Origin of the sequence: Micromonospora sp. CA-249363 (assembly GCF_050950185.1) — a bacterium.
GTDB lineage: Bacteria > Actinomycetota > Actinomycetes > Mycobacteriales > Micromonosporaceae > Micromonospora.
Genome location: NZ_CP192020.1, coordinates 5,670,779 through 5,696,989, shown reverse-complemented (window position 1 = coordinate 5,696,989; position 26,211 = coordinate 5,670,779). Strand labels below are relative to the sequence as shown.

Below are 26,211 nucleotides of genomic sequence, written 5' to 3'. Positions count from 1 at the left end.
CTCCGCCGTCAGGCGGACCGGCGCTGACCTCCGCCGCCAGGCGGACCTGCGCTGACCCCGCCGTCAGCCGACGATGGCGTCCGAGGGTGGTGTGAACTGGCGGGTCGGTGTGCCCTTGAGGCCGTCCCGCAGGGTCTGTGCCACCGCCGCGATCGGGATCTGGGACTGCCCGTCGCCGACCGCGTTGAATGGATTGTCCGGGTCGGAGATGAAGCTCGCCGCGGCCAGTTCCGGCGTGTACCCGACGAACCAGGCGGACCGGGTGCTGTCGGTGGTACCCGTCTTGCCGGCGACCGGGCGGCCGACCGTACCCCGGACGCTGTCCGCCGTCGACCAGCCGCCGCAGCCTCCGCGGGCCGGGGTGTCGCCGGTGGGGCAGCGGGCGGCGTCGGTGGCCGCGCGGGCGGCGTCGGCGCTGACCACCTGACGGCAGCGTGGCTTCGCCACCTCGCGCTGGATGCCGCCGGGCGTGGCGAACGTGGCCGGTGTGCCGTCCCGGTTCATGATCGCCTGGACGGGTATCGCCTCGCAGTAGCGGCCGTCGGCGGCGATGGCCGCGTACGCGTTCGCCATCTCCAGCGGGGTGGCGTCGGAGACGCCGAGCGTGAACGCGCCCCACTTGTTGGCCTTGCCCGGGGACGCCTGCTCCCGGTCGACGTCGGTGCGCCAGCGCAGGCCGAGCTGTTCGGCGAGCCGGACCGCCCGCTCCGCGCCGACCTTCTCCTCCAGCCACACGAAGTACGTGTTGACGGACTTGCCGAAGCCGGACCACATGGTCTGCTGGCCGGTCATCGCGCCGCTGGCGTTCGACGGCGCCCAGCCGTCGTAGACGGACGACTTGTAGCGGTACGGGGCGTTGAACGAGGTGGAGAGCGTCATTCCGGAGTCCAGCGCGGCCAGCATCGGGAACATTTTGAACGTCGATCCGGCCTGGTAGCCGGGCAGATCCCCGCCGCCGAGCAGCGGCGCCACCGTGTTCGGGTAGTTGGCCTTCACCTTCGGCCCGGCCTCGGGGTTGGAGCTCTGTGGGTTCTCGGCCAGGTCCAGGGAGTAGTTCCGGTTCACCGCCATCGCCTTGACCCGCCCGGTGCCCGGCTCGGAGACCACGATGCCGTTGGCGAACGGGCTGCCGGTGCCCTCCTTCGCGCCGACGTTCTTCTCGGCCGCCTCCTGGACCTTGGGGTCGAGGCTGAGGACGATCCGGTAGCCGCCCCGGCGTAGCTTGTCCATCCGTTCGAGGCGGTTGCTGCCGAACGCCGGTTGCGCGCTCCACCAGTTCTTCACGTAGTCGCAGGCGAAGCCCCAGCTCTGGTACTTCTCGATGATCGAGGCGCAGTCGCTCGGTGGTGTGGTGAGCTTCAGCCGGATCGGTTCGGCCTTGGCGGCGGCGGCCGAGTCGGGCGACATGTAACCGAGCTGGCTCATCCGGTCCAGCACGTAGTTGCGCCGCCCGGTGGCCTCCTTCTGGTCGGAGTCGGCCGGGTCGTACTCGGAGGGGGACTTCACGAGTCCGGCGAGGGTGGCCGCCTCGACCGGGGTGAGGTCCTTCGGGGTCTTGGAGAAGAAGATCTCGCTGGCCGCGTAGATGCCGTACGCCCGGTGACCGAAGTACGCCGAGTTCAGGTAGCGCTCCATGATGTCTTCCTTGCTCATCTCCTTCTCCAGGTCCAGCGCCATGCGCATCTCCTTGACCTTGCGCAGGCTGGTCTGCTGGGTGGCCTCCTGGACCTCCTTCGGGGAGCTGGCGCTGTCCCGCAGGGCCATCCGGACGTACTGCATCGTCAGCGTCGACGCGCCCTGGGACACCCCGCTGGAGTGGGCGTTGGCCACGAAGGCGCGGGCCACGCCCTTCGGGTCGACGCCGTGGTGCTGGTAGAAGCGGGAGTCCTCGGCGGCCACGATCGCCTGCTGGATGTTCGGCGACATGTCCGACAGCTTCGTGTACTGCCGGTACTCCTCGTAGAACATGGTCAGCACGGTCTTGCCGTCCGGGGCGTACAGGTAGGAGGTCTCGGCGGGCAGGGCTCTGGTCAGCAGCCGGGTCTTCTGCTCCGTGGCGTGGGCGGTGGCCTTCGCGCCGAGCCCGGTGAGGGCGACCAGCGGGTAGGCGGCGGCGGCGATCACGATGCCGGCGATGAGCCCGGCGCGCAGGAGAGGAACGAGTCGACCAGCGGCAGCAAGGGGTCGGTTGCTCACGTGGCCAAGTTATGACATTTCCGATTCATGCATGAGAAGAACTCATAAACCCGCGAGGTGGTGACATGGCTTACGTCGACATCGACTGTCCCGCCGGCCACCTTCCCGGCAGGATCGCGGACATGCGTGATCAGCCGTGCGGGGTGTCGCCGTTCGTCGACGCCGAGCCCGACCTGGCGCACCACGGCGACGCCGAGGCCAGCGCCGGGTTGGTCGACCTCGCCGTCAACGTCCGCCGGGCGCCGCTCCCGGCCTGGCTGGCCGATCCGATCGCCGCCACCCTCACCGACCTGGCCCGTTATCCGGACCCGGCCCCGGCGCGCGCCGCCGTCGCCGCCCGGCACCGGCGTCACCCGGACGAGGTACTGCTCACCGCCGGGGCCGCCGAGGGTTTCGTGCTCATCGCCCAGGCGCTGCGCGGTGTGCGCCGGCCCGTGGTGGTGCACCCGCAGTTCACCGAGCCGGAGGCGGCGCTGCGAGCCGCCGGGCACACGGTCGAGCGGGTCCTGCTGGACCCGGCCGACGGCTTCCGCCTCGACGAGTCCGCGGTACCCGCCGACGCGGACCTGGTCATGATCGGCAATCCGACGAACCCCACCTCGGTGCTGCACCCCGCGCGAACCATCGCCGCGCTCGCCCGTCCCGGCCGGGTCCTGGTGGTCGACGAGGCGTTCGCCGACACCACGGGCGACGCGGACACCGGCGAACCGGATTCGCTCGCCGAGCGGCGCGACCTGCCCGGGCTGCTCGTCCTGCGCAGCCTCACCAAGACCTGGGGTCTGGCCGGCCTGCGGATCGGCTACCTGCTCGGCGACCCGGCCCTGCTGTCCCGCCTGGCCGCCGTCCAGCCACTCTGGGCCGTCTCCACGCCCGCGCTGGCCGCCGCCGCGGCCTGCGCCACGCCCGTCGCGGTCCAGGCCGAACGCGCGATCGCCGCCGAACTCGCCGCCGACCGCGACCACCTGGTCGCCCGCGTGTCCGACCTGCCGGGGGTACGCGTCGCAGGCCGCCCCGCCAGCGCGTTCGTCCTGCTGCGCCTGCCCGACGCGACCCGGGTACGGGCCGCCCTGCGCGACCGGGGCTGGGCCGTGCGCCGGGGCGACACCTTCCCGGGGCTCGGCCCGGACTGGCTGCGGGTGGCGGTACGCGACCGAGACACCACCGACGCGTTCATCGCGGTGCTGCGCGAGATCATGGAGGCATGATGTTGGAGACCACGACGTCGGCGATCCGGCCCCCGGACGAGGCGGCGATGGCCGCCGCCCGCGAGCTGCACGGCCGGCTGACCAAGCCGGCGGGCTCGCTGGGCCTGCTGGAGGACCTGTCGGTACGCCTCGCCGGGCTGGCCGGGGTCTGCCCGCCGCCGCTGCCCGAGCCCGCCGCCGTGGCGATCTTCGCGGGCGACCACGGGGTGCACGCCCAGGGAGTCACCCCGTGGCCGCAGGAGGTCACCGCGCAGATGATCGGCAACTTCCTGGCCGGCGGCGCGGTCGTCAACGCGTTCGCCCGGCAGGCCGGCGCGTCGGTGACCGTGGTCGACGTCGGCGTGGCCCACCCACTGCCCGCCCCCGAGCCCGCCGGCTCAGCCGCGCCCGCGTCGGACCTGGATACGCCGCGCCTGATCGAGGCGTCCGTGCGGCGGGGGACCCGGGACCTGTCGGTGACCGCCGCGCTCACCCGGCACGAGGCGCTGGCGGCGGTTCTGACCGGCATCCGGGTCGCCGACGAGCTGATCGATGCCGGTGCCGGCATCCTGCTCACCGGGGACATGGGCATCGGCAACACCACCCCGGCCGCCGCGCTGATCGCCGCGTTCACCGGCGTCGACCCGCTCGACTGCACCGGTCGGGGCACCGGTGTGGACGACGAGACGTACGCCCACAAGGTGGCCGTGGTGCGGGCCGCGCTGGCCCGGCACACACCCGACCCGGCCGACCCGCTGGGTGTCCTCGCCGCCGTCGGTGGCCTGGAGCACGCCGCGCTGGCCGGGCTGATCCTGGGCGCCGCCGCCCGTCGAACGCCGGTCCTGCTGGACGGGGTGATCGCGGTGTCCGCCGCGCTCGCCGCGGCCGCGTTCGCGCCGGACGCGGTCGCCGCCATGGTGGCCGGACACCGTTCGGCCGAGCCCGGCGCGACGGTGGCGTTGCGGCACCTCGGTCTCGACCCGCTCGTCGACCTGGGACTGCGCCTCGGCGAGGGCACCGGCGCCCTGCTGGCGCTGCCCGTGGTCACCGGCGCGGTCCGGGTGCTGCACGAGGTGGCCACGTTCGACTCGGCCGGCGTGGCGGAGAAGTGACCGTGTCCAACGAGCGCTCTGGTGGTGCCGGATGAGCGCCAACCCGTACCCCCTTGGTCTGCTGCTCGACGGCCGGCGCGTGGTCGTGGTGGGTGGCGGCGCGGTCGCCACCCGGCGCGTGCCGGCGCTGCTGGACGCCGGCGCGGACGTCCTGCTGGTGGCACCCGAGCTGACCCCGGCATTGCAGGCCCGGGTCGACGCGGGCCGGCTGCGCTGGGCGCCGCGCCGCTTCGTGCCCGAGGACCTGGACGGAGCCTGGCTGGTCCAGGTGGCGATCGACGACCCGATCGCGGCGGCCGCGGTCAGCGCCGTCGCGGACGAGCGGCGGATCTTCTGCGTACGCGCCGACGACCGGGCGGCCGCCACCGCCTGGACTCCGGCGGTGACCCGGCAGGGGCCGGTCACCGTGGCGGTGCTCGGTGGTGGTGACCCTCGGCGGGCGATGAGCGTCCGCGACGCCATCCGTGACCTGCTCGCCGCGCGCCCGGCGTTCGACGAGAGTGCCCCGCCGCGGAGCCGGGCCGACGCCGCAACCGACACGACAGGCGCGGCCGGTACGACGGGCGGGCGGGTGGCTCTCGTCGGGTCCGGTCCGGGGGACCCGGAGCTGATCACCGTGAAGGGTTGGCGGCTGCTCACCGAGGCGGACGTGGTGGTCGCCGATCGGTTGGTGCCCGGCCTGCTCCTGGACGAGCTGCGCCCCGACGTCGAGCTGGTGGACGCCTCGAAGATCCCCTACGGCCCGTCGCGGGCCCAGGAGGAGATCAACCAGATCCTGGTCGACCGCGCGTTGGCGGGCAAGGTCGTGGTGCGGCTCAAGGGCGGCGACCCGTACGTCTTCGGTCGGGGCGGCGAGGAACTGCTGGCCTGCGCCGAGGCCGGCGTGCCGGTGACCGTGGTCCCCGGGGTCACCAGCTCGATCGCCGCGCCCGCCGCGGCCGGCATCCCGGTCACCCACCGGGGGGTGGCGCACGAGTTCACCGTGGTCTCCGGGCACGTGGCGCCCGACTCACCGGCGTCGCTGGTGCGCTGGGACGCCCTGGCGGGCCTGCGGGGCACCCTGGTGATCCTGATGGGCCTCAAGAACCTCGCCGCCATCACCGAGACGCTCATCGCGCACGGCCGACCGCCGGGAACGCCGGCCGCCGTCGTCCAGGAGGCCACGACGGGCGCCCAACGGGTGCTGCGCTCGACACTGGACGCGGTCGCCGCCGACGCATCGGCGGCCGACCTCCGTCCACCAGCCGTCGTGGTGGTTGGCGACGTGGTGGGCGCGCTCGACGTCTGACCGGTGGCACGGTCCACGCGCTCCGTGGGCGATGCGGACGCGGATGCTGCGGGCGCTGCGCTGCGCTGCGCTGCGCGGCGCGACGCGGCTCCGGCGGCTGCGGCGGTGCCTGCGGCGGGGACCGGCTGGTCCCTACGCGTCCTTTGCTCTGCTTCAACCCACGCAACACCGGGAAGGCGTTTGTGTTTCGCGGAGTGAAGCAGAGCAAAGGACGCGCAGAGGGCGAGAGCGAGGGGTGGCGACGGGCGGGTTGCCGGCATCTGCCGAATTGACGACGGGCCGGAGCGCGCAGCGCCCCGGCCCGTCGTTCGTGCTGTCGGTTACTGCTTGAGCATGTTGTCCAGCAGCAGGGCGCAGCGGATCAGCCCGAGGTGGCTGTACGCCTGCGGGTGGTTGCCCAGGCCGCGCTCGGCGAGCGGGTCGTACTGCTCGGGGAGCAGCCCGGTCGGGCCGGCGGTCAGCACCATCTGCGCGAACAGTTCCTCGGCGTCGGTGCGGCGGCCGGTGCGCAGGTACGCCTCGATCAGCCACGCCGTGCAGATGTGGAAGCCGCCCTCGCGCCCGGGCAGGCCGTCGTCCCAGTGGTACCGGTAGACGACCGGGCCGCTGCGCAGGTCCGCCTCGATCTTCAGGACCGTGGACAGGAAGCGCGGGTCGTCACCCGGGAGCAGGCCGGAGAGCCCGATCCAGAGCGACGAGGCGTCCATGTCCTCGTCCCCGTACGCGACGCTGTACGCCTCGACGTCGCCGTGCCAGCCGTGCTCCAGCACGTTGGCGCCGATCCGGTCGCGCAGGTCCGTCCACTCGGGCCGGTCCTCGCCGCCGTGCTGACGCATCACGTGCAGCGCCCGGTCGACGGTCATCCAGCACATCACCTTGGAGAACACGTGGTGCCGTGGGGGCAGCCGCGCCTCCCAGATGCCGTGGTCGGGCTCGTGCCAGCGGCGGCGGACCGCCTCGACCATGTTCTCCAGGACCCGCCACTCGTCGTCGCGGACCGAGCCGCGCGCGTCGGCGACGGCCGCGATCAGGTCGGCGATGGGGCCGAACACGTCGAGCTGGAGCTGGTGGTTGGCGAGGTTGCCGACCCGGACGGGCCGGGAGCCCGCGTACCCGGGCAGCGTGTCGATGACCGCCTCGGCACCCAGCTCGTACCCGTCGATGGTGTAGAGCGGGTGCAGCCGCTCCGGGTGGCCGCCGGTGCGCTCGATGCAGCCGTCCACCCAGCGCAGGAACGCCTCGGCCTCGTCGATGGAGCCGAGGTCGACGAGCGCGCGGGCGGTCAGCGCGGCGTCGCGCAGCCAGCAGTAGCGGTAGTCCCAGTTGCGGACGCCGCCCAGCTCCTCCGGTAGGGAGGTGGTGGCGGCGGCGAGGATCGAGCCGGTCGTCTCGTGGCAGAGCCCGCGCAGGGTGAGGGCGCTGCGCGCGACCAGGTCACGGGAGGTGGACGGCAGCCGCAGTGAGGCCACCCAGTCCTTCCACGGCTGCTCGGCGGCGGCCTGCCGCTCGTGGATGGGCACCCGGTGGTGCTCCAGGCTGTGCGTGCCGAAGCGCAGCTCCAGCACGACCTGCCCACCCGCGGCGGAGAGGTCGACGACCGCCTTGGCGGTTTCGTACCCACCGTCGTTGTTGACCTGCCACTCCACCCCGGGGGAGTAGAGGGCGACCGGTTCGTTCGAGCCGAGCACCAGCAGGCCGTCGCCGACGGGCTGCAACTGCACGGCCACCTGGCCGAACTCGGGGCGCGGAGCGAACTCCACCCGGACCCGGCCGTTGCCGCTGAGGACCCGGACCAGGGTCGAGTCGCCGGTGACCACGGCGGGGCCGTCCGGCGTCGTCTCGCGGGCCGGCTTGTCCAGCCAGTCGGTGACGGTGAGCCCGGACCACCGGGTCTCGACGGTCATGGTGCCGGAGCGGTAGCGCTGGCCCAGCGGGATGCCGCCACGCTCCGGGGCGATGCTGAAGTGACCGGCCGGGCTGCCGCCGACCAGGTCGGCGAAGATCGCCGCCGAGTCCGGCTTGGGGTGGCAGAGCCAGCTCACCTTCGCCTCGGGGGTGAGCAGGGCGACGGTACGGCCGTTGGCCAGCATGGAGTGCCGCTCGATGGGCACCGCCCGCTCGCCGAACAGCCAGTGCCGGCGGGTCTCCAGCAGCAGTCCGAGCGCGCGGGCGGCCTCGATGGGCTCGGCCACCCGGAAGCTGGCCTTGGTCTCGCCCGGACCGATCTTGATGCCGAGGTCGGGCCCGTGCAGGTTGCCGAAGGCGTTCTCGTCGGTGACGTCGTCGCCGATGAAGAGCACCGCGCTGGCCGAGAGCTGGGTCCGGAGCTGGTCGACGGCCGTGCCCTTGTGGGTGGCCACCACGGAGAGCTCGATGACCTCCTTGCCCTGCGTCACGGTGACGCCGTCGAAGCTGGCCGGGCCGTTGCGGACGGCCTCGATGGCGGCGGCGGCGACCTGCGGGTCGACGCCCCGGGTGTGCACCGCGACGCTGGCCGGCTTGCGTTCGAGCCGGATGCCCGGGTGCTCGGCGGCGATCTCGCGCAGCGCGTTGCGCACCTGGGTGCGGACCGCGACCAGCTCGGGGGAGAGTCGCTCGACGAAGCCGATGTCGAACTCGGAGCCGTGGCTGCCGACGAGGTGTACCTCGCTGGGCAGCCGGGAGAGCGCGGCCAGGTCGCGCAGAGCCCGGCCGGAGACCACGGCCACGCTCGTCTGCGGCAGGGCGGCGAGCGCGCGGATCGCGGCCACCGACTCGGGCAGCGGTACGGCGGTGCTGGGATCCTCGACGATCGGCGCGAGCGTGCCGTCGTAGTCGCAGGCGATCAGGAGCTGCGGAACCCGGGCGATCCGGCCGATGGCGGATCGCAGTTCGGGGTCCATCACCCCGGTGGCGATCGTCGTTCCGTCGTTGACGGCCGTGTTCACGCGGCCTCCGCCTCGGAAACTCCCAGTTCGGAGAGGAAAGACTTGGCCCAGTGCCCCACGTCGTGGGTACGCAGGTGACGTTGCATTGTCCGCATCCGGCGGCGTGCCTCGGTTTTCTCCACGTGCACTGCCCGGAGCAGGGCGTCCTTCACCGCGTCCGGGTCGTGCGGGTTACAAAGGAATGCCTGGCGCAGCTCCGTTGCGGCGCCAGCGAACTCGCTGAGCACGAGCGCACCGCCCTGGTCGGCACGGGATGCGACGTACTCCTTGGCCACGAGGTTCATGCCGTCTCGCAGCGGGGTCACCATCATCACGTCCGCAGCAACGTACATCGCGGCCAGTTCACTGCGACTGTACGACTGATGGAGGTAATGCACGGCAGGCACGCCGACTCGGCCGAATTCGCCATTAATCCGACCAACCTCGCGCTCGACCTTGACCCGAAGTGCCTGGTAGTGCTCGACGCGCTCGCGGCTCGGCGTGGCGACCTGCACCATAACGGCGTCCGGAACTGTCAACTTTCCGTCAGCCAGCAACTCGCGGAACGCCTTCAGGCGCAACTCGATGCCCTTGGTGTAGTCGAGCCGGTCCACGCCCAGGATGATCGTCTTCGGGTCGCCCAACTCGGCGCGGATCTGCTTGGCCCGCGCCTGGATCGCCGGGTCGGCCGCCATCCGCTCCATCTCCTGCGTGTCGATGGAGATGGGGAAGGCGCCCGCCTTCACCTGCCGACCGTCGACCTGGATCATCTGACCCTCGTAGCGGAGCCCGAGCAGGTGCCGGGCCAGCCGGACGAAGTTCTGCGCGGCCAGTCGCTGCTGGAAGCCGACCAGGTCCGCGCCGAGCAGACCGCGCAGCAGTTCCGTACGGAACGGCATCTGCATGAACAGCTCGATCGGCGGGAACGGGATGTGCAGGAAGAAGCCGATCCGCAGGTCCGGGCGTAGCTCACGGAGCATGGCCGGTACCAGCTGGAGCTGGTAGTCCTGCACCCAGACCGTCGCGCCCTCGGCCGCCACGTCGGCCGCGGCCTCCGCGAACCTGGCATTGACCAGCCGGTACGCCTCACGCCAGCGACGCTTGTACGCCGGTGTCTCCACCGCGTCGTGGTAGAGCGGCCAGATCGTCGCGTTGGACTGGCCCTCGTAGTAGCGCTCCAACTCCTCGGCGCTCAACGGGACCGGGTGCAGCCGGATGCCCTCCAGGTCGAACGGCTCGGGCGCGGCGCCGGTGCCGCCGGCCCAGCCGACCCAGGTGCCCTGGTGCTCGGCGAGTACGGGATGCAGCGCGGTGACGAGCCCGCCGGGGCTGCGTCGCCACTGCCGTCCCTCGGGTGTGCTCACCTCGTCGACCGGCAGGCGGTTCGCCACTACGACAAAGGAGCTACGGACGGTCACGATCGGCCACCTCCGGGTACTGACGGGTCCACCGCGATGAGCGTACTGAGCGTAGCTGCGGTGTCTGAGCCCCCGTGCCGGAGTCTCCTACCCGCCTCGCGTGCGGCGAATCCTGGGGGTGATCTTGTCGACAGCCCGACGGTCAGGGGCGGCGCGGCTCGCCGACGTACTCCTCGGGCGGGGTGATGTGGGCGAAGCGCGCCGTACCTGTCAGGATTGACGATGGCGTGCGCGCGGCCGGCTCCCGGCCGGCGGCGGCGGGCGGAGGTCTCAGCTCGCGCCGCGCCGCCCACTCAGGCGACAGCAAATCGACGGAGGTAGCCCGCACCGTGGCCCAGTTCATCTACGTCCTGGAAAAGGCGCGCAAGGCGCACGGCGACAAGGTCGTGCTGGACAACGTGACGCTGAACTTCCTGCCGGGCGCCAAGATCGGTGTGGTCGGCCCGAACGGCGCCGGTAAGTCCAGCCTCCTCAAGATCATGGCAGGCATGGACAAGCCGAGCAACGGCGAGGCCCGGCTCATGCCCGGCTACACCGTCGGCATGCTCGCGCAGGAGCCCCCGCTCAACGACGCCAAGACGGTGCTCGGCAACGTCGAGGAGGCGGTCGCCGAGACGAAGGCCAAGCTCGAGCGGTTCAACAAGATCGCCGAGCAGATGGCGACCGACTACTCCGACGAGCTCATGGAGGAGTTGGGCAAGCTCCAGGAGGAGCTGGACCACCTCGACGCGTGGGACATCGACTCCAAGCTCGAACTGGCGATGGACGCACTGCGCTGCCCGCCGCCGGACGCCGACGTGACCCAGCTCTCCGGTGGTGAGCGCCGCCGGGTCGCGCTCTGCAAGCTGCTGCTGGAGGCGCCCGACCTGCTGCTGCTCGACGAGCCCACCAACCACCTGGACGCGGAGAGCGTCTCCTGGCTGGAGCAGCACCTGGCCAAGTACGCCGGCACCGTGATGGCGATCACCCACGACCGGTACTTCCTCGACAACGTGGCCAACTGGATCCTCGAGCTGGACCGCGGCCGGACCTACCCGTACGAGGGCAACTACTCCACCTACCTGGAGAAGAAGGCCGCCCGCCTGGCCGTCGAGGGTCGCCGCGACGCCAAGATGAAAAAGCGCCTCACCGAGGAGCTGGAGTGGGTCCGCTCCAACGCCAAGGCCCGGCAGACCAAGTCCAAGGCCCGCCTCGACCGGTACGACGAGATGGCCGCCGAGGCGGAGAAGACCCGCAAGCTGGACTTCGAGGAGATCCAGATCCCGCCGGGCCCGCGCCTGGGCGGCACGGTCATCGAGGCGAACAACCTCAGCAAGGGCTTCGGTGACCGGCTGCTCATCGACAACCTGTCGTTCTCGCTGCCGCGCAACGGCATCGTCGGCATCATCGGCCCGAACGGCGTCGGCAAGACCACGCTCTTCAAGACCATCGTCGGGCTGGAGGAGCCGACCAGCGGCGAGGTGCGGGTCGGCCCGACCGTCTCGCTGTCGTACGTCGACCAGAACCGCGAGGGCCTCAACGGCGACAAGACCGTCTGGGAGGTCGTCTCGGACGGTCTGGACTACCTGATGGTGGGCAAGGTCGAGATGCCGTCGCGGGCGTACATCGCCGCGTTCGGCTTCAAGGGACCGGACCAGCAGAAGCCGACCAAGGTGCTCTCCGGCGGTGAGCGCAACCGGCTCAACCTGGCGCTGACCCTGAAGATCGGCGGCAACGTCATCCTGCTCGACGAGCCGACGAACGACCTGGACGTGGAGACGCTCTCCAGCCTGGAGAACGCCCTGCTGGAGTTCCCCGGCTGCGCCGTGGTCATCTCCCACGACCGGATGTTCCTGGACCGGGTCGCCACGCACATCCTCGCCTGGGAGGGTGACGACCAGAACCCGGCCAAGTGGTTCTGGTTCGAGGGCAACTTCGAGGCGTACGAGAAGAACAAGATCGACCGCCTCGGCGCGGAGGCCGCCCGACCGCACCGGGTGACCTACCGCAAGCTGACCCGTGACTGACCGTTTCGTCTACCACTGCACGCTGCGCTGGTCCGACCTGGACGCGTACGGCCACGTCAACAACTCGCGCTTCCTCACCCTGTACGAGGAGGCGCGGGTGGCGTTGATGTTCGCCGGCGGCCGGGCCTGGGGAGTGGGCTCGTTCGCCGACGGGGTGGTGATCCGCCGGCACGAGGTCGACTACCTGCGCCCGGTCGACTACGCGCTGGGGCGGGCCACCGCGGAGGCCGCGCCCACGGTCCGCATCGAGCTGTGGGTGGAGGAGATCAAGGCGTCGCGGTTCACCGTCGCCTACGAGCTGTACGACGGCGAGGTGCTCGCCAGTCGCGCCCGCTCGGTGCTGGTGCCGTTCGACCTGACCCGTCAGGTGCCCCGACGGATCACCGTCGAGGAGCGGGACTTCCTGCTGACGTACGCCCCGCAGGGCAGCGGCTCGTGACGCGGCCGGGAGCGGAACGGGTGGCGGCGTCGCCGTCCGGCCACGGCCTGGCCGGGGTGGCCGACGCGGGCGCCTTCCTGGCCCGGCTGGTCCGGCTGGACCCGGCGGCGCCGGTGCGGCTGCGGCCGGCCGGCGCTCCCGGGCGGGTCGCCCTGTGGGCCCGGCTGCCGTGGCAGGTGCTGGTCGTCTCCACGGTGGCCGGCGACGCCGCCGCAGACGTCACCGTGAGCGCGGCGGACCTGCTGGCCGAGCTGGGAAGCGGCGGTGCGGCGTTGCCGGAGCGCCGGGACGCGCAGTGGCGCTGGCCTCTGCCGCCGTCGCGCAGCGAGCCGGTCGAGGTGCTGCCCGGCGTCGAGGTGCGCCGGATCGCCGCCGCGGCGGCGGGCACCCTGCGCACCGCGAGCGCCGAGGGGGTGGCGGGCCGCGCGGTGGGTCAGCGGGCGCTGCGCGACGCGCTGCTCGACCACGTGGCCGTGGTGGTCACGCCGGACGATCCGCCGGGCCCGCCGGTGGAGGTGCCGCAGCGGCTGGTGCAGGGGCTGGTCCGGATGGGCTTTCTCGGCCCGGTCGACGACCCGGCTGCCCCCTCGGCGCGCGCCGAGGTGCGGGTACGGGTCGCCGGCCGGTGGGTGGGCCTGGTGGGACCGTACGGAGCGGCCTGGTTGCAGAAGGCCACCGACCTCGCCGTGACTCCTCTGACTACTCGTCCGAACGGATGACCCCCGTTCATTCTTCTGGGCCGGTGGGGTCGTTGGGGGGGTGCTTCAACCCGGCTGTCCGGGTACCGTCCATCCTCGGATCCAACGCACCGTAGGCGGCTGGATCCGCTGGGGAGTGAGGTGCGACGAGCGATGCCGTGGTGGTCATGGCGCCCCGGTCCCGCCGACGGCGGTGATCCGGAAACCCGAAGCGGGATCACAGTGGAGAGCGCGGTCCGGGTCGGGCCGCCGAGTCCTCGCCAGCCGGGGGACGACTGCCCGGGCAGCGACCGACCCGCACTGGCCGAGATGGCGGCCACCATCGAGCCGGTGAGCCTGCGCCGGGTCTGTGACGCGCTCGACCTGCTCGACGTGCGTTACCTGGCCGACGGCGACGGCAACCTGCTGGCCATGTGGGAGCGCCACGCCGTGCTGGTGACCCTTGAGGGCCCGGAGGACGAGATCCTGGTGATGCGGGCCCGCCCGCACGCCACGGTTCCGCCGGACTGGGCCGACCGGGCCTACCGCGTGGTCAACGAGTGGAACCACACCCGCCGCTTCTGCAAGGCGTACATCGGCGATCCGACCGAGCGCGGGCAGCTACCGATCTACGCGGAGTTGCAGGTGCCCCTCGGCGCCGGCACGCACGACGCGTTGCTGGTCGAGATGCTCGACTGCGGCGCGGCGGTCGCGACCAGCTTCGTCGACTGGCTGCACGACGAGGGCGCGCTGCTCTGAGAGGGGCCGCGGCCCGGGCGTCCGGTGCGCGCGCCGTCAGGCGCGCTCGGCCGGGTCCTCCATGGCGTTGACCATGAAGTACGCGGCCCGCTCCAGGTAGTCCCAGAGGGCGACGGCGAGTTGCGGTTCCAGGTCGAGGCGGTCCACCGCGTGGCGCATGTGCCGCAGCCAGGCGTCCCGCTCGGCCACGCCGATCCGGAACGGGGCGTGCCGCATCCGCAGCCGCGGGTGACCGCGCTGCGCGGAGTACGTGTTCGGTCCACCCCAGTACTGCATCAGGAACAGGGTCAACCGGTCAGCCGCCGGGCCCAGGTCCTCCTCCGGATACATCGGTCGCAGCAGCGGGTCGCTGGCGACGCCGACGTAGAACTCGTCCACCAGTCGGCGGAAGGTGGGTTCGCCGCCGACCGCTTCGAAGAGCGTCATCGACGCGTCGGGACGGTCGGATTCACCTGCGGGATTCACCGTTCCATCCTGCCAGGTACGTCGGCCGTGGAAGCGACCCGGAGGTCGTGCGTCAGCTCACGCCGCGGATCAGGTGACCGCGTGCCGGCGGTGACCGCCGGCCGCACGGGGATCGGCGAGCGGCGTCGTCTCGCTGAGAGGGACGTCGCCCGCCGCGCGGGCCTGTGCGACGTTGACGGCCGTGGCTGCCGCCACCGCCGCCTCCACCGTCTGCCGGTCCGGCCAGCGCAGGCTGGCGACAGCCATCAGCAGCACCCCGGCGGCGCTCCAGACGCCGACCACCACCGGGAGGGGGAACTGTTCGGCGAGCAGCCCGGTGACCAGCACGGCGATCCCCTGGATGACCTGCACGCCGGTGGCCATCACGCCGAACGCGCGAGCCCGGAACCCGTTCGGCAACGCCTGGACGAACAGCCCGTTGGCCATCGGGAGCATGCCGGCGACCGCGAACCCGCACCCGGCGGCCAGCAGCGCCACCACCAGCGGTGGCGGGTCGAACAGCGCCGGCACCAGCGTCAGCGGGGCGAGCACCGCGAGCGGGCGCATGAGGGCCAGCCGCCGGGCGGGACCGAACAACCGGCTCACCAGGAGTCCGCCGAGGATGAAGCCCACCGGACTGGCGACCATGATGACGGCCTGCGCCGTACCGGCGGCCATGCCGCTCCGGGCGTCCTCGTTCGCCCAGGCGGCGGCCAGACCCTCTGGAACGACCGAGAAGAGCATCGCGCTGAACACCAGCACCGCGATGGCCCGCAACACCGGCGTACGGAAGACGATCCCGAAGCCTTCGGCGGTCTCCCGCAGCAGGTGGCCCCGGTGGGCGGTGGTCATCGTGGCCGGGCGGTCCCGGACGCCGAAGCGCAGCAGCAGCGCCGAGAAGCCGAAGGTGGCGGCGTTGAACAGCAGCGCGACCGTCGGGTTGATCGAGGCGACGGCGGCGCCGAACAGGTAGCCGACGACCTGCGCGGCCTGCCCGATGCTGCTGTTCAACGACAACCCGACCACCAGTCGGTCACCCGTGAGGATCTGCGCCAGCAGCGCGGACTTCGCCGCCTGGCTGGGCGGATTCGCCAGCGTGGCGGTGAAGAGGAGCACCAGCACCACCGGGACCGGCAGACCGGGGAGGGCGATGAGCACCATCAGCACCATCCGGATGACGTCACACGCCACCATCACCCGCCGGTACGGGTGCCGCTCGGCCAGCGTGGCGAGCAGCGGACCACCGAGCAGCCACGGCAGGTAGCTCACCGCGAAGGCGGCGGCGGAGAGCGCGACGGACCTGGTCTGCTGGTAAACGAGGAGGGTTGCGGCGGCCTTGGCGACGTAGTCACCGACCCAGGACAGCGATCCGGCCGTGAAGACAGCCCGGAACTCACGTTGGGCGAACACCTCGCGAAAAGTGGCCGGACCTTCCATGGAAGGTCGCTCGTCGGGCACCGTCGCCTCCATCGGCCCCCGGATGCGGCTGCTTGTGGCCGCCGGGCCGGGAACGCTCGTCAGATCTGCGGATCAGCGAGGATGTGACCGCGCTCCAGCGGGAACGCGTGCTTCGGGATTCTGCCCGATCGTCTGACAACTAGCTAGGGCGAACGGTTCGTTCGTCGCATCCCCGACTGAACGAACGGACGATACTCCAGGGGCCGGGTGGACCGGAACCCCTGGATTGCCGGTCAGTGTCACCGGGTCAGGTGGCGCCGCCCTGACCGGTCTCGCCGTCCGACAGGGGCCGGCTCGGCACGCCGGGGTAGATGCGGGCGGCGGCGATCTGTGCGGTGATGCCGGAGTTCTCCAATGCCTCCGCGAGCCTGCGCCGCAACTCCCGGCCCACCGCGAACTGGCCGTCGGCAGTCGTCTTGACCACCGTGCGGATCACGGCGCCGTCCACCGTCATCTGCTCGACGCCCAGCACCTCCGGCGCCTCCACGATCTCCGGCGACAGCTCCGGGTCCACCGCCACCGAGGCGGCGGCCGTACGCAGCACCGCGCTGGCCTCCTCCGTACCGCTGAAGCCGATCGGCAGGTCCACCACGACCAGCGCCCAGCCCTGGCTCTTGTTGCCCACCCGGATGATCTCGCCGTTGCGGATGTACCAGAGCACGCCGCGTCCGTCCCGGACCGTGGTGACGCGAAGCCCCACCGACTCCACGACGCCCGTCGCCTCGCCGAGGTCGACGTTGTCACCCACGCCGTACTGGTCCTCGATGAGCATGAAGAGCCCGGCGATCAGGTCCTTGACGAGGCTCTGCGCGCCGAAGCCCAGCGCGACGCCGGCGATGCCGGCGCTGGCCAGCAGCGGCGCCAGGTCGAAGCTGAACTCGCGCAGGATCATCAACAGCGCGATGCCGAAGACGAACGCCGTGGTCAGGCTGCGCAGCACCGAACCGATCGCCTCGGCCCGCTGCCGCCGCCGTTCCGGCACGAACTCGGCCGGGTCGACCGCCGCCGTCGGCACGCGCTCGCGCAGCGGCCGCAGCATCGTCGGCACCGCGCCGTCGGTGGTCGTCCGGACCAGCCGGTTGATCGTCCGGTGCAGCGCCCAGCGGGCCACCATCGCCAGCGCCAGGATCAGCAGCACCCGCAGTGGCTTGAGCAGGATCCAGTAGCTGCCCTCGGCGAACCACGCCGAGCGGGTGATCCCGTAGATCCACTCGCAGGAGGTGCTGCCCTGGCAGTTCACCGATACGACGTCGGGCAGGGCAAGGGGCGTCACGCTGGCGGCACTCACCCTGTCTTCGTACCGCAACACCTCGGACCGGCCGTCGCCGACCCACCAGCCGGGTGAGATGCGCCGGAGCGCCGGGTCGGACCGGGGCGAACCGGCCATCGTGACAGGTGCGGAAAAGAGCTTCACATCCGACCCCGGATTAGTACGTGCAATCCGTGGTCCGATCAGGGACTATTGGCGCAACGGACGTCGGTGATCGAACGGGCGTCGACGGTGCGGGCCCTTGTGCCCGTCTCCGGTCGGCGGCGGGTTCGCAGCAGCCGCTGAACCGGGAGGGTGAGCGCGATGCCTGACATACGACCCACGGTGGGCTCCGGCGCGCTGGTTCTCAACGCCACCTACGAGCCCCTGTGTGTTGTGTCCGTGCGTCGCGCCGCGATCCTCGTCCTCTCCGCCAAGGCCGTCTGTGTCGCCGACGGCGACGGCATCCTGCACAGCGCCCGGGACGCCCTGCCGGTGCCGTCGGTCGTGCGGCTGACCCGCTTCGTCCGGGTGCCCTACCGTACGCACGTCGGGCTGTCCCGCCGCGCGATCTTCGCCCGGGACGGATGGCGGTGCGCGTACTGCCGGGGTCCGGCGGAGACGATCGACCACGTCTTCCCGCGCAGCCGGGGCGGCCGGCACGCCTGGGAGAACGTGGTCGCCGCCTGCGCGCGGTGCAACCACACCAAGGGCGACAAGACCCCGGCCGAGCTGGGTTGGCGGCTGCACGCCCTGCCGGCCGCGCCGAAGGGCACGGCATGGCGGGTCCTCGGGCACCGCGCTCCGGACCCGCGCTGGGCCGACTGGCTCGACCTGCGCGAGCCCGAAGCGGCAGCCTGACCCTGAGCTCGGGCCAGTCAGCCCCGCTCGTCGGCCGCCCGACGCGTCGCGCGCTCGCTGCGGTCGACCGCCCGGGCGTGCGCGATCGCGAGGAGCCGGTCGACCTCGGGCAGCATCTGCGGACCCGGCATCACGATGCTGGCGAAGCCGTACAGCGCATAGCCCGGGTGCGGCGTGAGAGTGTCCAGCCGGGCGTAGTCGAAGTCGTCCCGGTGCTCCTCGAAGGCCCCCGGCGCGAAGCCGAACGCCTTGGCGAACTCGGCCCGGCCCAGGTCCAGGTTGAGGCGGAAGACGCCGGGACGGTCGAGCTGCCCGGCCTCGTCGAACCCCGGCACGTCGTGCTCGACGATGGTGGCGAAGGGTTGACGGCGGTCCGGCCCGACGTGGAAGAAGCGATCGCCCCACGCGCCCTCCGGTGAACCGTTCTCCGCGCTCGCCACCACCTGTTCGACGCCGGGCAGCGCGGCGATCCGGTCGGCGAGGACGGCCGCGTCGACGCCGCTCGGGATGTGCAGCACCGCGTCGGCGCTGTCGACGATCGCCTGGTCCAGCGGGAAGTAGCGATAGTCGTGCTCGCGGCGCTCGGCCGGCTCGATGTCGGCCGTCGGGACGTACCCGGGAAGGTCGCCCCGCTGCTGGAGCCGACCCTCGTAGGTCGATGCGGCGGGCGCGTCGATGCCGAGCGCGGGACTCGCGCCGAGGCTGCCGACGACCACCGCGTACCGCTCACCGAGCAGCGCGCCGACGATCGCGCCGGCGCCGGCCCAGGACACCGTCGCGCCACCGATCGTCATGGTGGTCGGATGGCGCTGGAGGTGCCCGTTGTGCGCGAAGACCAGCGTCGGTCCCCGGTCGGCCTCGACCGCCCGGATCGCGAGCAGGTTCTCGGCCATCAGCGCGTCCCGGACCCCGGCCAGGCGCGGGAAGCGCTCCTCCGGCGGGAGGTCGGCCGCGGCGGCGGCGTGGTACCGCAGCAACGCGACCGCGGACGTGGCGTGCACGTGTGCCTCCCGCCAGCCCGCGGCCCGGCGGTGTGCCTGGAGGTACAGCTCGGTCAGCAGGTCGTCGGCGAGGACCCGCAGCCGCTGGGCCTCCGGCGAGCGTCCGACCGACCGGCCCGGCTCCCAGACGGCGGCCGAGTCGCTCCACCGGGCCTCGTCCCCGACCAGGTCGTCGATCTCCGCCGACCGGTCCAGGCCGAGGAAGTCGCAGACGAGCGTCAGGTGCCGGCGCGGGCTCGGGGCGCCCTCGATCTCCAGCGGCGCGTCGAAACCGTGGAACCGCAGGCGCTGCCCGGCGGGCCGTCCGGCGTTCCACTCCCGCATCCGCAGCAGCAGGTCACGGTTGGCCGGGGCGGCGCCGAAGCCGTGACTGAACCCCTCGGCGAGCGCGCGGTCGAGCGGCACGGGCGCGCCGCCCACGAACTCGTCGACGAGCAGCCCGGCGGCCCGGTCGCTCTCCAGCGCGATGGAGCGGTAGCCGTGCTCGGCCAGCGTCAGGAAGGTGTCGTTGCGGATCTGGAGGAACGCCGACTCACCATGCGTCGGCTCGCCGAGCGCGAGCAGGGTCGGTGGGTCGGCGAGCAGGTCGAGAAGAGTGGTCATTGCATCGACCGTATCGTTGAACCAGCGGTTGAGACTTGAGCGCAAGGGAGCACGGTGGCCACCGCAGAACCCTCAAACCCGGGGGTACGTCGACCGATCGACCTCGCGCGGCGGCACGGGCTGTCGGCGCAGGCCGTCCGCAACTACGAACGCGACGGCGTGCTGCCGCCGGCCGAGCGCACCGCCGCCGGGTACCGCCGGTTCACCGAGACGCACGCCCGGGCACTGGACGCCTACCTGGCCCTCGTCGCGGGCCATGGTCACGCGGCCGGCGGGGACATCATGCGCGCCGTCAACCGGGGCGACATCGACACGGCGTTGCGGGCCATCGACCACGGCCATGGCCTGCTGCGACGTGACCGGGAGACCCTGGACGCGGTCGAGGCGGCGGTCACCACCCTCACCGCCACGAAGCCCGCGCCGCAGACCCGGCGGAACGTACCGATCAGCGTGCTCGCGCACCGGCTCGGCGTACGACCGGCGACGCTGCGCAAGTGGGAGTCGGCCGGGATCCTGCGTCCGGAGCGCGATCGGGTCACCCGCCACCGTGTCTACTCGCCCGACGACGTGCGGGACGCCGAACTCGCCCACCTGCTGCGCCGGGGCGGCTACCGGTTGGGTCACATCGCCGACGTGGCGCGTCGGGTACGGGACGCCGGCGGCGCCGAACCACTGGCCGCGTCGCTCGCCCAGTGGCGCGGACGGCTCACCCAGCGCGGCCGGGCCATGCTCACCGGGGCGGCCCGGCTCGCCGCCTACCTCGAGGACGGCGCGGGAGGTCACCCGCCACGGGCCTCGACCAGCGAGGCGAAGACCACGAGATTGTCCGAGTAGCCGGTCTCCCCACCCACCCACCGGCCGCCACACGTGATCAGCCGCAGGCTGGGGCGGCTGAAGTCGCCGTACACCTCGTCCACCGGCAGCCGTTCCTTGTTGAACCGCTCCACCGAGTCCACCTCGAAGACCGCCACCCGACCGTCGGCGCGGGTGATGTCGACCTGGTCGCCGGAGCGCAGTTCCCGCAGCCGGTGGAAGACGGCCGGTCCGGTGGTGGTGTCCACGTGCCCGACGATCACCGCCGGGCCGTACTGCCCCGGGGTGGGGCCCTGGTCGTACCAGCCGGCCTCCTGCGCGCGGGCCACGTCGGGCACGGCGATGGTGCCGTCCGGGGCGATGCCCACGTCGTGCAGCGGCGCCCGCAGGTCGATCGTGTCGATGGCGAGATCGGTCGGCCGGCTGGCCGGCAGCACCGGGAACTTCTTCGGCGGCGGCCGCAGGCCCGCGCTGACCCGGTCCGGCAGCAGACTCACACCGGTCACCCGTTCGACGCCGAGCATCGCCACGATCAGCACCATCAGCGTGGCGATCACCAGGACCGGTAGCCCCGGCCCGTCACCGCCCAGCCGACGCCGGGCCAGCGGCGGCCCGCCGGGTCGGCGTGGCGGCAGCGGACGCGCGTCCGGGTCGGTGGTGGCGACGCTGGCGGAAACCGCCTGCCCGGCGACCCGCCGCAGTCGGCCCGAGGCCCGGGCCACCAGCCGTCCGGTGGCGCGCAGCGTCCTCGCGACCCGGACGCGGGCAGTACGGTCCCCCCGCGCGGAGCGGCCCGAGCCATCCCGCCGCGTGGTGCGGGCCGAGCCATCCCCCCGCGTGGTGCGGGCAGGACCGTCCGGCCGCGTGGTGCGGGCAGGGCCATCCGGCCGCGTGCGCGCGGATCTGCGGTTCATGGCAGCTCCGGGTCAGGAGCCGGCTCCGGGCCGACGCCGACCACCCACCATGCCGAGCGCGACCGCGGCGGCCACCAGCGCCACGCCGCCGAGGACCAGGACCGAGCCGGTTCCCCGGCCGCCGGCGGTGCCGCCGCCCCCGGTCGCCGGCCCCTTGCTGGGCGAGGCCATGTTGAGCACGGTCAGCATGGTCTGGGCGGTCTGGTTGTTCTGGCAGCGCAGGTCGACCTGGTAGTCACCGGGCTCCTTGTTGCCCGGAACGGTGACCTCCCCCTTGAGGAAGCCGTTGTCCGGCCTGAGCATGACGTGCCCGAACGCGTCGGAGCGCACGTTGGCCTGCCGGTCGTTGTTGTTGTCGCAGCTCGCGCGGATCGTGACCCGGCTGCCCGCCGGGACGCTGTTCGGTGTCACCTCGACGAAGGTGTTCTCGCCCGCGTGGGCCGGCGCGACCGACAGTAGGACGAACGCCCCGACCAGTCCGAGCAGTGTCAGAACGGACGAGAGCGCGCGGTTGATCGTGCGAAGACCCTGCATGATTTCCCCCCAACCGGCGACGACCGCCGGAACCCTCCCCTGGGCAACGCCTGCTTTCCCCCCACCCCCCCGACAAACCCCCGACCCCCGCTCCTGACCGTCGCCTGGGCTCCCGCGATCTTGCACTTGCTGTGGCGACAAAACGGGACGTGAGGGGGTTTTCGGCAACACAAAGTGCAAGATCGGCGGGGGGAAGGGGCGGGGGTTTGGCGCGGGGAGGGGTTAGGGGTGGGGGGTTAGGGGGTGCCAGGGGAGGGGGGAGGAGAGGACCATGGTGCTCGAGGGTTGGCCGTAGGGGGCCAGGCGGTCGATGACCGTCTCGAAGTCGCCGATCGAGGCGGCGGCCACCTTGAGCATGCTGCACGCGTCACCGGTGATCCGGTGGATCTCCAGGATCTCCGGCCAGGTGGACACCTCCGGGTCGTGCAGGATGCAGCGAGCCCCGTAGCAGGACATCCGGATCAGGGCGACCACCGTACGGCCGGCCCGGGTCAGGTCGACATGAGCGTGGTAGCCGGTGATCACTCCGGTCTCCTCGAGCCGGCGCACCCGCTCGGCGACCGCCGGTGGGGACAGGTGCACCCGGCGGGACAACTCGCTGAAGGAGAGCCGGGCGTCGGCCTGCAACTCGCGCAGCAGCGCCCAGTCCATGTCGTCCACGCTCGCACCTTACTTTCGTGAACTGGATTCGCCCAGCTGCCTTTCGTTCGTCAGGTCAGGACGGCAAGTCCCGTTGATCCGGCATTCCGTCGGCCGATCTCACCGCGAGATCATGACGTCGGTAGTCCGGGGAAGGGAGACGACTGGTGGAATCGACGGAGCGGCGGGCTTCGAACCGCGTCGCCACGGTGCGACCGGTGACCCCGCGACAACGGGCGGCCCGCGCCGCACGCAACGGCGGTGAGCCGACCCTGGAGTTCGCCGACCTGGTGCCGTACGACGCGTACGTGCGGGCCAGTGCGCTGCACCAGTTGCAGCAGCCTCTCAGCGACGACCCCGGTGAGATGTCGTTCCTCATGGTCAGCCAGATCATGGAGCTGTACTTCGGGCTGACCTGCCACGAACTGCGCGAAACCCAGCGCCTGCTGCGCGCCGACCGGATCTGGGACGCGTTGGCCCCGCTGCGCCGCGCCACCCTGCACCTGGAAGGGCTCAACGCCGCCTGGCAGGGCCTGCGCTGGATGACCCCGGCCGACTTCAACCGGTTCCGCAACCTGCTCGGCGAGGGCAGCGGTTTCCAGTCCGCCATGTACCGGCACCTCGAGTTCCTGCTCGGGCTGCGCGACCCGGCGCTGATCCGGCCGTTCCGCCGGCAGACCGAGGTGCACGCCGCACTCACGGACGCGCTGGCCGCCCCGAGTCTCTGGGACGACGTCGTCGCGCTGCTGGCCCGGCGTGGCTTCGACATCCCCGCCGATCTGCTGGGCCGGGACGTGGCGGTCGAGCACGACCCCCAACCGGAGGTCGAGGCCGCCTGGGTACGGATCTACGCCGACAGTGGCCCGGACAACCACCTGCGGCTGCTCGGTGAGGCGCTCAGCGGTGTCGCCGAGGAGTTCGGCGACTGGCGCTGGAACCACGTCAAGGCGGTGCAGCGGACGATGGGCGCCAAGGTCGGCAGCGGCGGCTCCGCCGGCCTGGCGTGGCTGCAACGGAGCATGGCCCGGGTGGTCTTCCCCGAGCTGTGGTCGGCCCGCACCGCGATGTGACCGGAGAGCGAGACATGCACATTCCTGTTGACGAGGCGTACCGCCTCGACGAGGCCGATCCGGGTCACCGGCACCTCTTCCACGTGCCGCCCGCCGACGGTGGCGACCACGCCGAGTCGGCGTACCTGGCCGGCAACTCGCTCGGTCTGCAACCCCGGGCCACCCGCGACGAACTCCTCGCCGACCTGGACGCCTGGGGGCGGCTCGGCGTCGAGGGGCACCTGGAGGCCGAGCGCGCCTGGCTGCCGTACCACGAGCTGTTGACCGGCCCGGCCGCCCGACTGGTCGGCGCCCGGCCCGCGGAGGCCGTGGTGATGAACTCGCTCACCGTCAACCTGCATCTGTTGATGGTCAGCTTCTACCGTCCGGCCGGGGCACGTACCCACATCGTCATCGAGGACAGCGCCTTCCCCTCGGACAGTTACGCGGTGCGCAGCCAGGCGAGGTTCCACGGCCTGGACCCGGACGACACCGTGGTCCGGCTGCGCCCGCGTCCCGGTGAGGACGCGTTGCGTACCGAGGACGTCACCGACTACCTGGCTGCCGAGGGCGACCGGGTGGCGCTGGTGCTCCTCGGCGGCGTCAACTACCTGACCGGTGAGCTGCTGGACATCCCGGCGATCACCGCCGCCGGCCGGGCGGCCGGTGCGGTGGTCGGCTGGGACCTCGCCCATGCCGTCGGCAACGTGCCCCTCGCGCTGCACGACTGGGATGTCGACTTCGCGGCCTGGTGCTCCTACAAGTACCTGAACGCCGGGCCCGGCGCGCTGGCCGGCGTCTTCGTGCACGAGCGGCACCTCGGCGATGAGGACCTGCCGCGCTTCGAGGGCTGGTGGAGCACCGCGGCGGCCACCCGGTTCGAGATGACGCCGGTGTCCCGCCCACCGTCCACCGTGGAGGCGTGGCAGATCTCCAACCCGCCGATCTTCGCGATGGGTCCGGTGCGTACCTCGCTGGAGCTGTTCGACACGGTCGGCATGCCGGCGCTGCGCGCCCGCAGCCTGCGCCTCACCGGCTGGCTGGAGTCGCTGCTCGACGAGGTCACCGCCGACCGGCCGCTGCGGGTGGTCACCCCGCGCGACCCGGCCCGCCGGGGCTGCCAGCTCTCGGTCCGCGTCGGCGCCGGCAACGCCGCCGAGCTGACCAAACGCCTACGGTACGAACATGGCGTCATCGCCGACGCCCGGGAGCCGGACGTGGTCCGCTTCGCCCCCGTGCCGCTCTACTCGACGTACCTCGACTGTTGGCGGGCGGCCGCCGCGCTGGCCGCGACCGTGGGGCAGGTGAACCTGTGACGGCCCGGCGTGACGAGGTCGCGATCATCGGCGCCGGCCTGGCCGGGTGCCTGGCCGCCTGCTTCCTGGCCCGCCGGGGGTACCCGGTGGCCCTGTACGAGCGGCGGCCGGACCCGCGCGTCGGCACGGCCGAACGTGGGCGTTCCATCAACCTGGCGCTCTCCGAGCGCGGGCTGGACGCGCTGCGCCGGATCGGCCTGGCCGAGCAGGTGATGGCCGACGCGCTGCCGATGCGCGGCCGGATGATCCACCCGGTCGAGGGCGAGCCGCAGTTCCAGTCGTACAGCGCGGCCGGCGACCGGGCGATCAACTCGATCAGTCGGGGCGCGTTGAACAACGCCCTGCTGGACGCCGCGGCCGCGCTGCCCGGGGTACGGGTCGTGTTCGACCACCGCCTCGTGGGGCTCGACCCGACCGACGGCTCGCTGAGCTTCGACACCCCGCAGGGACTCCTCGCCGCCAAGGCGTCCGTGGTGCTGGGCGCAGACGGTGCGGGCTCCGCCGTACGCGGGCAGCTCCTGGCGCACGGTCTGCTGCGCGAGAGCGTGGACTTCCTCGACTACGGCTACAAGGAGCTGACGATCCCGCCGCTGGGCGGGGACTTCGCCCTCGAAGAGGACGCCCTGCACATCTGGCCGCGCGGCACGTCGATGATGATCGCGCTGCCGAACCCGGACCGCTCCTTCACCTGCACGCTGTTCTGGCCCAACGAGGGCGTCGGCAGCTTCGCCTCCCTGGACAATCCGGCCGCGATCAGGGCGCACTTCGCCGAGCGGTACCCGGACCTGGTTCCGCTGGCTCCGACCCTCGTCGACGACTACCAGCACAACCCGGTGGGTGTGCTGGGCACGGTCCGCAGCACGCCCTGGCAGGTCAACGGCACGGTCGGCCTGATCGGCGACGCCGCGCACGCCATCGTGCCGTTCTACGGCCAGGGCGCGAACTGCGCCTTCGAGGACGTCGTCGAGCTGGACCGCTGCCTGGACGAGTGCGGCGACGAGTGGATGGCGGCGCTGCCGTTGTTCCAGCGTCGCCGCCAGGAGAACACCGAGGCCATCGCGCAGATGGCGCTCACCAACTTCGTGGAGATGCGCGACCGGGTCGCGTCCCCCGTGTTCCAGGCACGACGGCGGGTGGAGCACGCACTGGAACGGGCCCTGCCCGGCCGGTACGTTTCGCAGTACGAGCTGGTGTCCTTCTCCACCACCCCGTACGCCGAGGTGCGCCGCCGGGTGCGCCGGCAGCACCGGGTGCTCGGCGCGCTCGCCGGTGGGGCGGCGCTGCTGCTGGCCGGCGCGATCACGGCGGTGCTCAACCGAGGGAGGCGCGCGTGAACCACCTCTGG

Annotated in this window: 22 protein-coding genes; 12 read left to right on the top strand and 10 right to left on the bottom strand. The window is 72.2% G+C overall.

The features are described 5' to 3' along the window. Positions 1 to 63: 63 nt before the first annotated feature. On the bottom strand, positions 64 to 2,196 hold the full coding sequence (locus tag ACQPZK_RS25320; RefSeq protein WP_433535348.1) for a transglycosylase domain-containing protein: 2,133 nt from the start codon (positions 2,194 to 2,196) through the stop codon (positions 64 to 66). A 122-nt stretch (positions 2,197 to 2,318) separates the two neighbouring features. Between ACQPZK_RS25320 and cobC the strand changes: the two genes are divergently transcribed. From cobC to cobA, 3 genes are read left to right on the top strand one after another with little or no spacing between them, the layout of a single operon-like run. Beyond that, a complete protein-coding gene (gene cobC / locus ACQPZK_RS25315) occupies positions 2,319 to 3,401 on the top strand; it encodes an Rv2231c family pyridoxal phosphate-dependent protein CobC (RefSeq protein ID WP_433539311.1) in 1,083 nt (360 codons plus the stop codon). After that, a complete protein-coding gene (gene cobT / locus ACQPZK_RS25310) occupies positions 3,401 to 4,492 on the top strand; it encodes a nicotinate-nucleotide--dimethylbenzimidazole phosphoribosyltransferase (protein WP_433539310.1) in 1,092 nt (363 codons plus the stop codon). Before cobC ends, cobT begins: the two co-directional genes overlap by 1 nt. Before the next feature lie 31 nt (positions 4,493 to 4,523). Then, a complete protein-coding gene (gene cobA / locus ACQPZK_RS25305) occupies positions 4,524 to 5,780 on the top strand; it encodes a uroporphyrinogen-III C-methyltransferase (protein WP_433535347.1) in 1,257 nt (418 codons plus the stop codon). Between the two features lie 320 nt (positions 5,781 to 6,100). Here cobA and otsB read toward each other — a convergent pair whose 3' ends face one another. Both otsB and ACQPZK_RS25295 read right to left on the bottom strand, forming a co-directional pair. After that, positions 6,101 to 8,662, bottom strand: coding sequence for a trehalose-phosphatase (otsB, locus tag ACQPZK_RS25300; protein ID WP_433539309.1), 2,562 nt, complete (start codon positions 8,660 to 8,662; stop codon positions 6,101 to 6,103). Between the two features lie 41 nt (positions 8,663 to 8,703). After that, positions 8,704 to 10,104, bottom strand: a complete 1,401-nt coding sequence (locus tag ACQPZK_RS25295) for an alpha,alpha-trehalose-phosphate synthase (UDP-forming) (protein ID WP_355052272.1) — start codon at positions 10,102 to 10,104, stop codon at positions 8,704 to 8,706. A gap of 329 nt (positions 10,105 to 10,433) precedes the next feature. Here ACQPZK_RS25295 and ettA point away from each other — a divergent pair, with 329 nt between their 5' ends. The 4 genes from ettA to ACQPZK_RS25275 all read left to right on the top strand — a co-directional run bounded on the left by ettA (position 10,434) and on the right by ACQPZK_RS25275 (position 13,985). Beyond that, the gene (gene ettA / locus ACQPZK_RS25290) at positions 10,434 to 12,110 is read left to right on the top strand and encodes an energy-dependent translational throttle protein EttA (protein WP_433535346.1); all 1,677 of its coding nucleotides are present in this window, start codon (positions 10,434 to 10,436) and stop codon (positions 12,108 to 12,110) included. Continuing rightward, on the top strand, positions 12,103 to 12,549 hold the full coding sequence (locus ACQPZK_RS25285; protein ID WP_433535345.1) for an acyl-CoA thioesterase: 447 nt from the start codon (positions 12,103 to 12,105) through the stop codon (positions 12,547 to 12,549). The genes ettA and ACQPZK_RS25285 overlap by 8 nt, the downstream gene beginning before the upstream one ends. Continuing rightward, entirely contained in the window at positions 12,546 to 13,268 is a 723-nt protein-coding gene (locus ACQPZK_RS25280) for a hypothetical protein (protein WP_433535344.1), read from the top strand. Before ACQPZK_RS25285 ends, ACQPZK_RS25280 begins: the two co-directional genes overlap by 4 nt. Positions 13,269 to 13,400: 132 nt before the next feature. Further along, the gene (locus tag ACQPZK_RS25275) at positions 13,401 to 13,985 is read left to right on the top strand and encodes a YbjN domain-containing protein (RefSeq protein WP_422736531.1); all 585 of its coding nucleotides are present in this window, start codon (positions 13,401 to 13,403) and stop codon (positions 13,983 to 13,985) included. 36 nt (positions 13,986 to 14,021) lie between these two features. Here ACQPZK_RS25275 and ACQPZK_RS25270 read toward each other — a convergent pair whose 3' ends face one another. From ACQPZK_RS25270 to ACQPZK_RS25260, 3 genes are all read right to left on the bottom strand, one after another. Further along, complete coding sequence (locus ACQPZK_RS25270) at positions 14,022 to 14,411, bottom strand: globin (protein ID WP_433539308.1); 390 nt, start codon at positions 14,409 to 14,411, stop codon at positions 14,022 to 14,024. A 108-nt stretch (positions 14,412 to 14,519) separates the two neighbouring features. After that, positions 14,520 to 15,899, bottom strand: coding sequence for an MFS transporter (locus ACQPZK_RS25265; RefSeq protein WP_433535343.1), 1,380 nt, complete (start codon positions 15,897 to 15,899; stop codon positions 14,520 to 14,522). Between the two features lie 235 nt (positions 15,900 to 16,134). Next, positions 16,135 to 17,193: a mechanosensitive ion channel family protein gene (locus ACQPZK_RS25260; protein WP_433539307.1), complete on the bottom strand. Its 1,059-nt coding sequence runs from the start codon at positions 17,191 to 17,193 to the stop codon at positions 16,135 to 16,137. Between the two features lie 267 nt (positions 17,194 to 17,460). Here ACQPZK_RS25260 and ACQPZK_RS25255 point away from each other — a divergent pair, with 267 nt between their 5' ends. Then, on the top strand, positions 17,461 to 17,997 hold the full coding sequence (locus ACQPZK_RS25255) for an HNH endonuclease (RefSeq protein WP_074313833.1): 537 nt from the start codon (positions 17,461 to 17,463) through the stop codon (positions 17,995 to 17,997). 17 nt (positions 17,998 to 18,014) lie between these two features. On the opposite strand, the gene ACQPZK_RS25250 is transcribed toward ACQPZK_RS25255, so the two are convergent. Next, complete coding sequence (locus tag ACQPZK_RS25250; RefSeq protein ID WP_433535342.1) at positions 18,015 to 19,601, bottom strand: DUF6194 family protein; 1,587 nt, start codon at positions 19,599 to 19,601, stop codon at positions 18,015 to 18,017. A 54-nt stretch (positions 19,602 to 19,655) separates the two neighbouring features. Here ACQPZK_RS25250 and ACQPZK_RS25245 point away from each other — a divergent pair, with 54 nt between their 5' ends. Then, positions 19,656 to 20,435, top strand: coding sequence for a TioE family transcriptional regulator (locus ACQPZK_RS25245; protein ID WP_433535341.1), 780 nt, complete (start codon positions 19,656 to 19,658; stop codon positions 20,433 to 20,435). Here the strand turns inward: ACQPZK_RS25245 and ACQPZK_RS25240 are convergent. The 3 genes from ACQPZK_RS25240 to ACQPZK_RS25230 all read right to left on the bottom strand — a co-directional run bounded on the left by ACQPZK_RS25240 (position 20,381) and on the right by ACQPZK_RS25230 (position 22,522). Beyond that, positions 20,381 to 21,157 carry a class F sortase gene (locus tag ACQPZK_RS25240; RefSeq protein ID WP_433539306.1) on the bottom strand — a complete coding sequence of 259 codons (777 nt, stop codon included), beginning with the start codon at positions 21,155 to 21,157 and terminating at the stop codon, positions 20,381 to 20,383. The genes ACQPZK_RS25245 and ACQPZK_RS25240 overlap by 55 nt on opposite strands. 183 nt (positions 21,158 to 21,340) lie before the next feature. Further along, entirely contained in the window at positions 21,341 to 21,862 is a 522-nt protein-coding gene (locus ACQPZK_RS25235) for a hypothetical protein (RefSeq protein WP_433535340.1), read from the bottom strand. 222 nt (positions 21,863 to 22,084) lie between these two features. Next, a complete protein-coding gene (locus ACQPZK_RS25230; protein ID WP_433535339.1) occupies positions 22,085 to 22,522 on the bottom strand; it encodes an Lrp/AsnC family transcriptional regulator in 438 nt (145 codons plus the stop codon). Between the two features lie 146 nt (positions 22,523 to 22,668). Here ACQPZK_RS25230 and ACQPZK_RS25225 point away from each other — a divergent pair, with 146 nt between their 5' ends. From ACQPZK_RS25225 to ACQPZK_RS25215, 3 genes are read left to right on the top strand one after another with little or no spacing between them, the layout of a single operon-like run. After that, positions 22,669 to 23,571: a tryptophan 2,3-dioxygenase gene (locus ACQPZK_RS25225; RefSeq protein ID WP_433535338.1), complete on the top strand. Its 903-nt coding sequence runs from the start codon at positions 22,669 to 22,671 to the stop codon at positions 23,569 to 23,571. A gap of 14 nt (positions 23,572 to 23,585) precedes the next feature. Then, positions 23,586 to 24,866 carry a kynureninase gene (gene kynU, locus ACQPZK_RS25220; protein ID WP_433535337.1) on the top strand — a complete coding sequence of 427 codons (1,281 nt, stop codon included), beginning with the start codon at positions 23,586 to 23,588 and terminating at the stop codon, positions 24,864 to 24,866. Further along, positions 24,863 to 26,200 (top strand): FAD-dependent oxidoreductase, encoded by a 1,338-nt coding sequence (locus ACQPZK_RS25215; RefSeq protein ID WP_433535336.1) that lies wholly within the window; start codon positions 24,863 to 24,865, stop codon positions 26,198 to 26,200. Before kynU ends, ACQPZK_RS25215 begins: the two co-directional genes overlap by 4 nt. Positions 26,201 to 26,211: the final 11 nt, after the last annotated feature.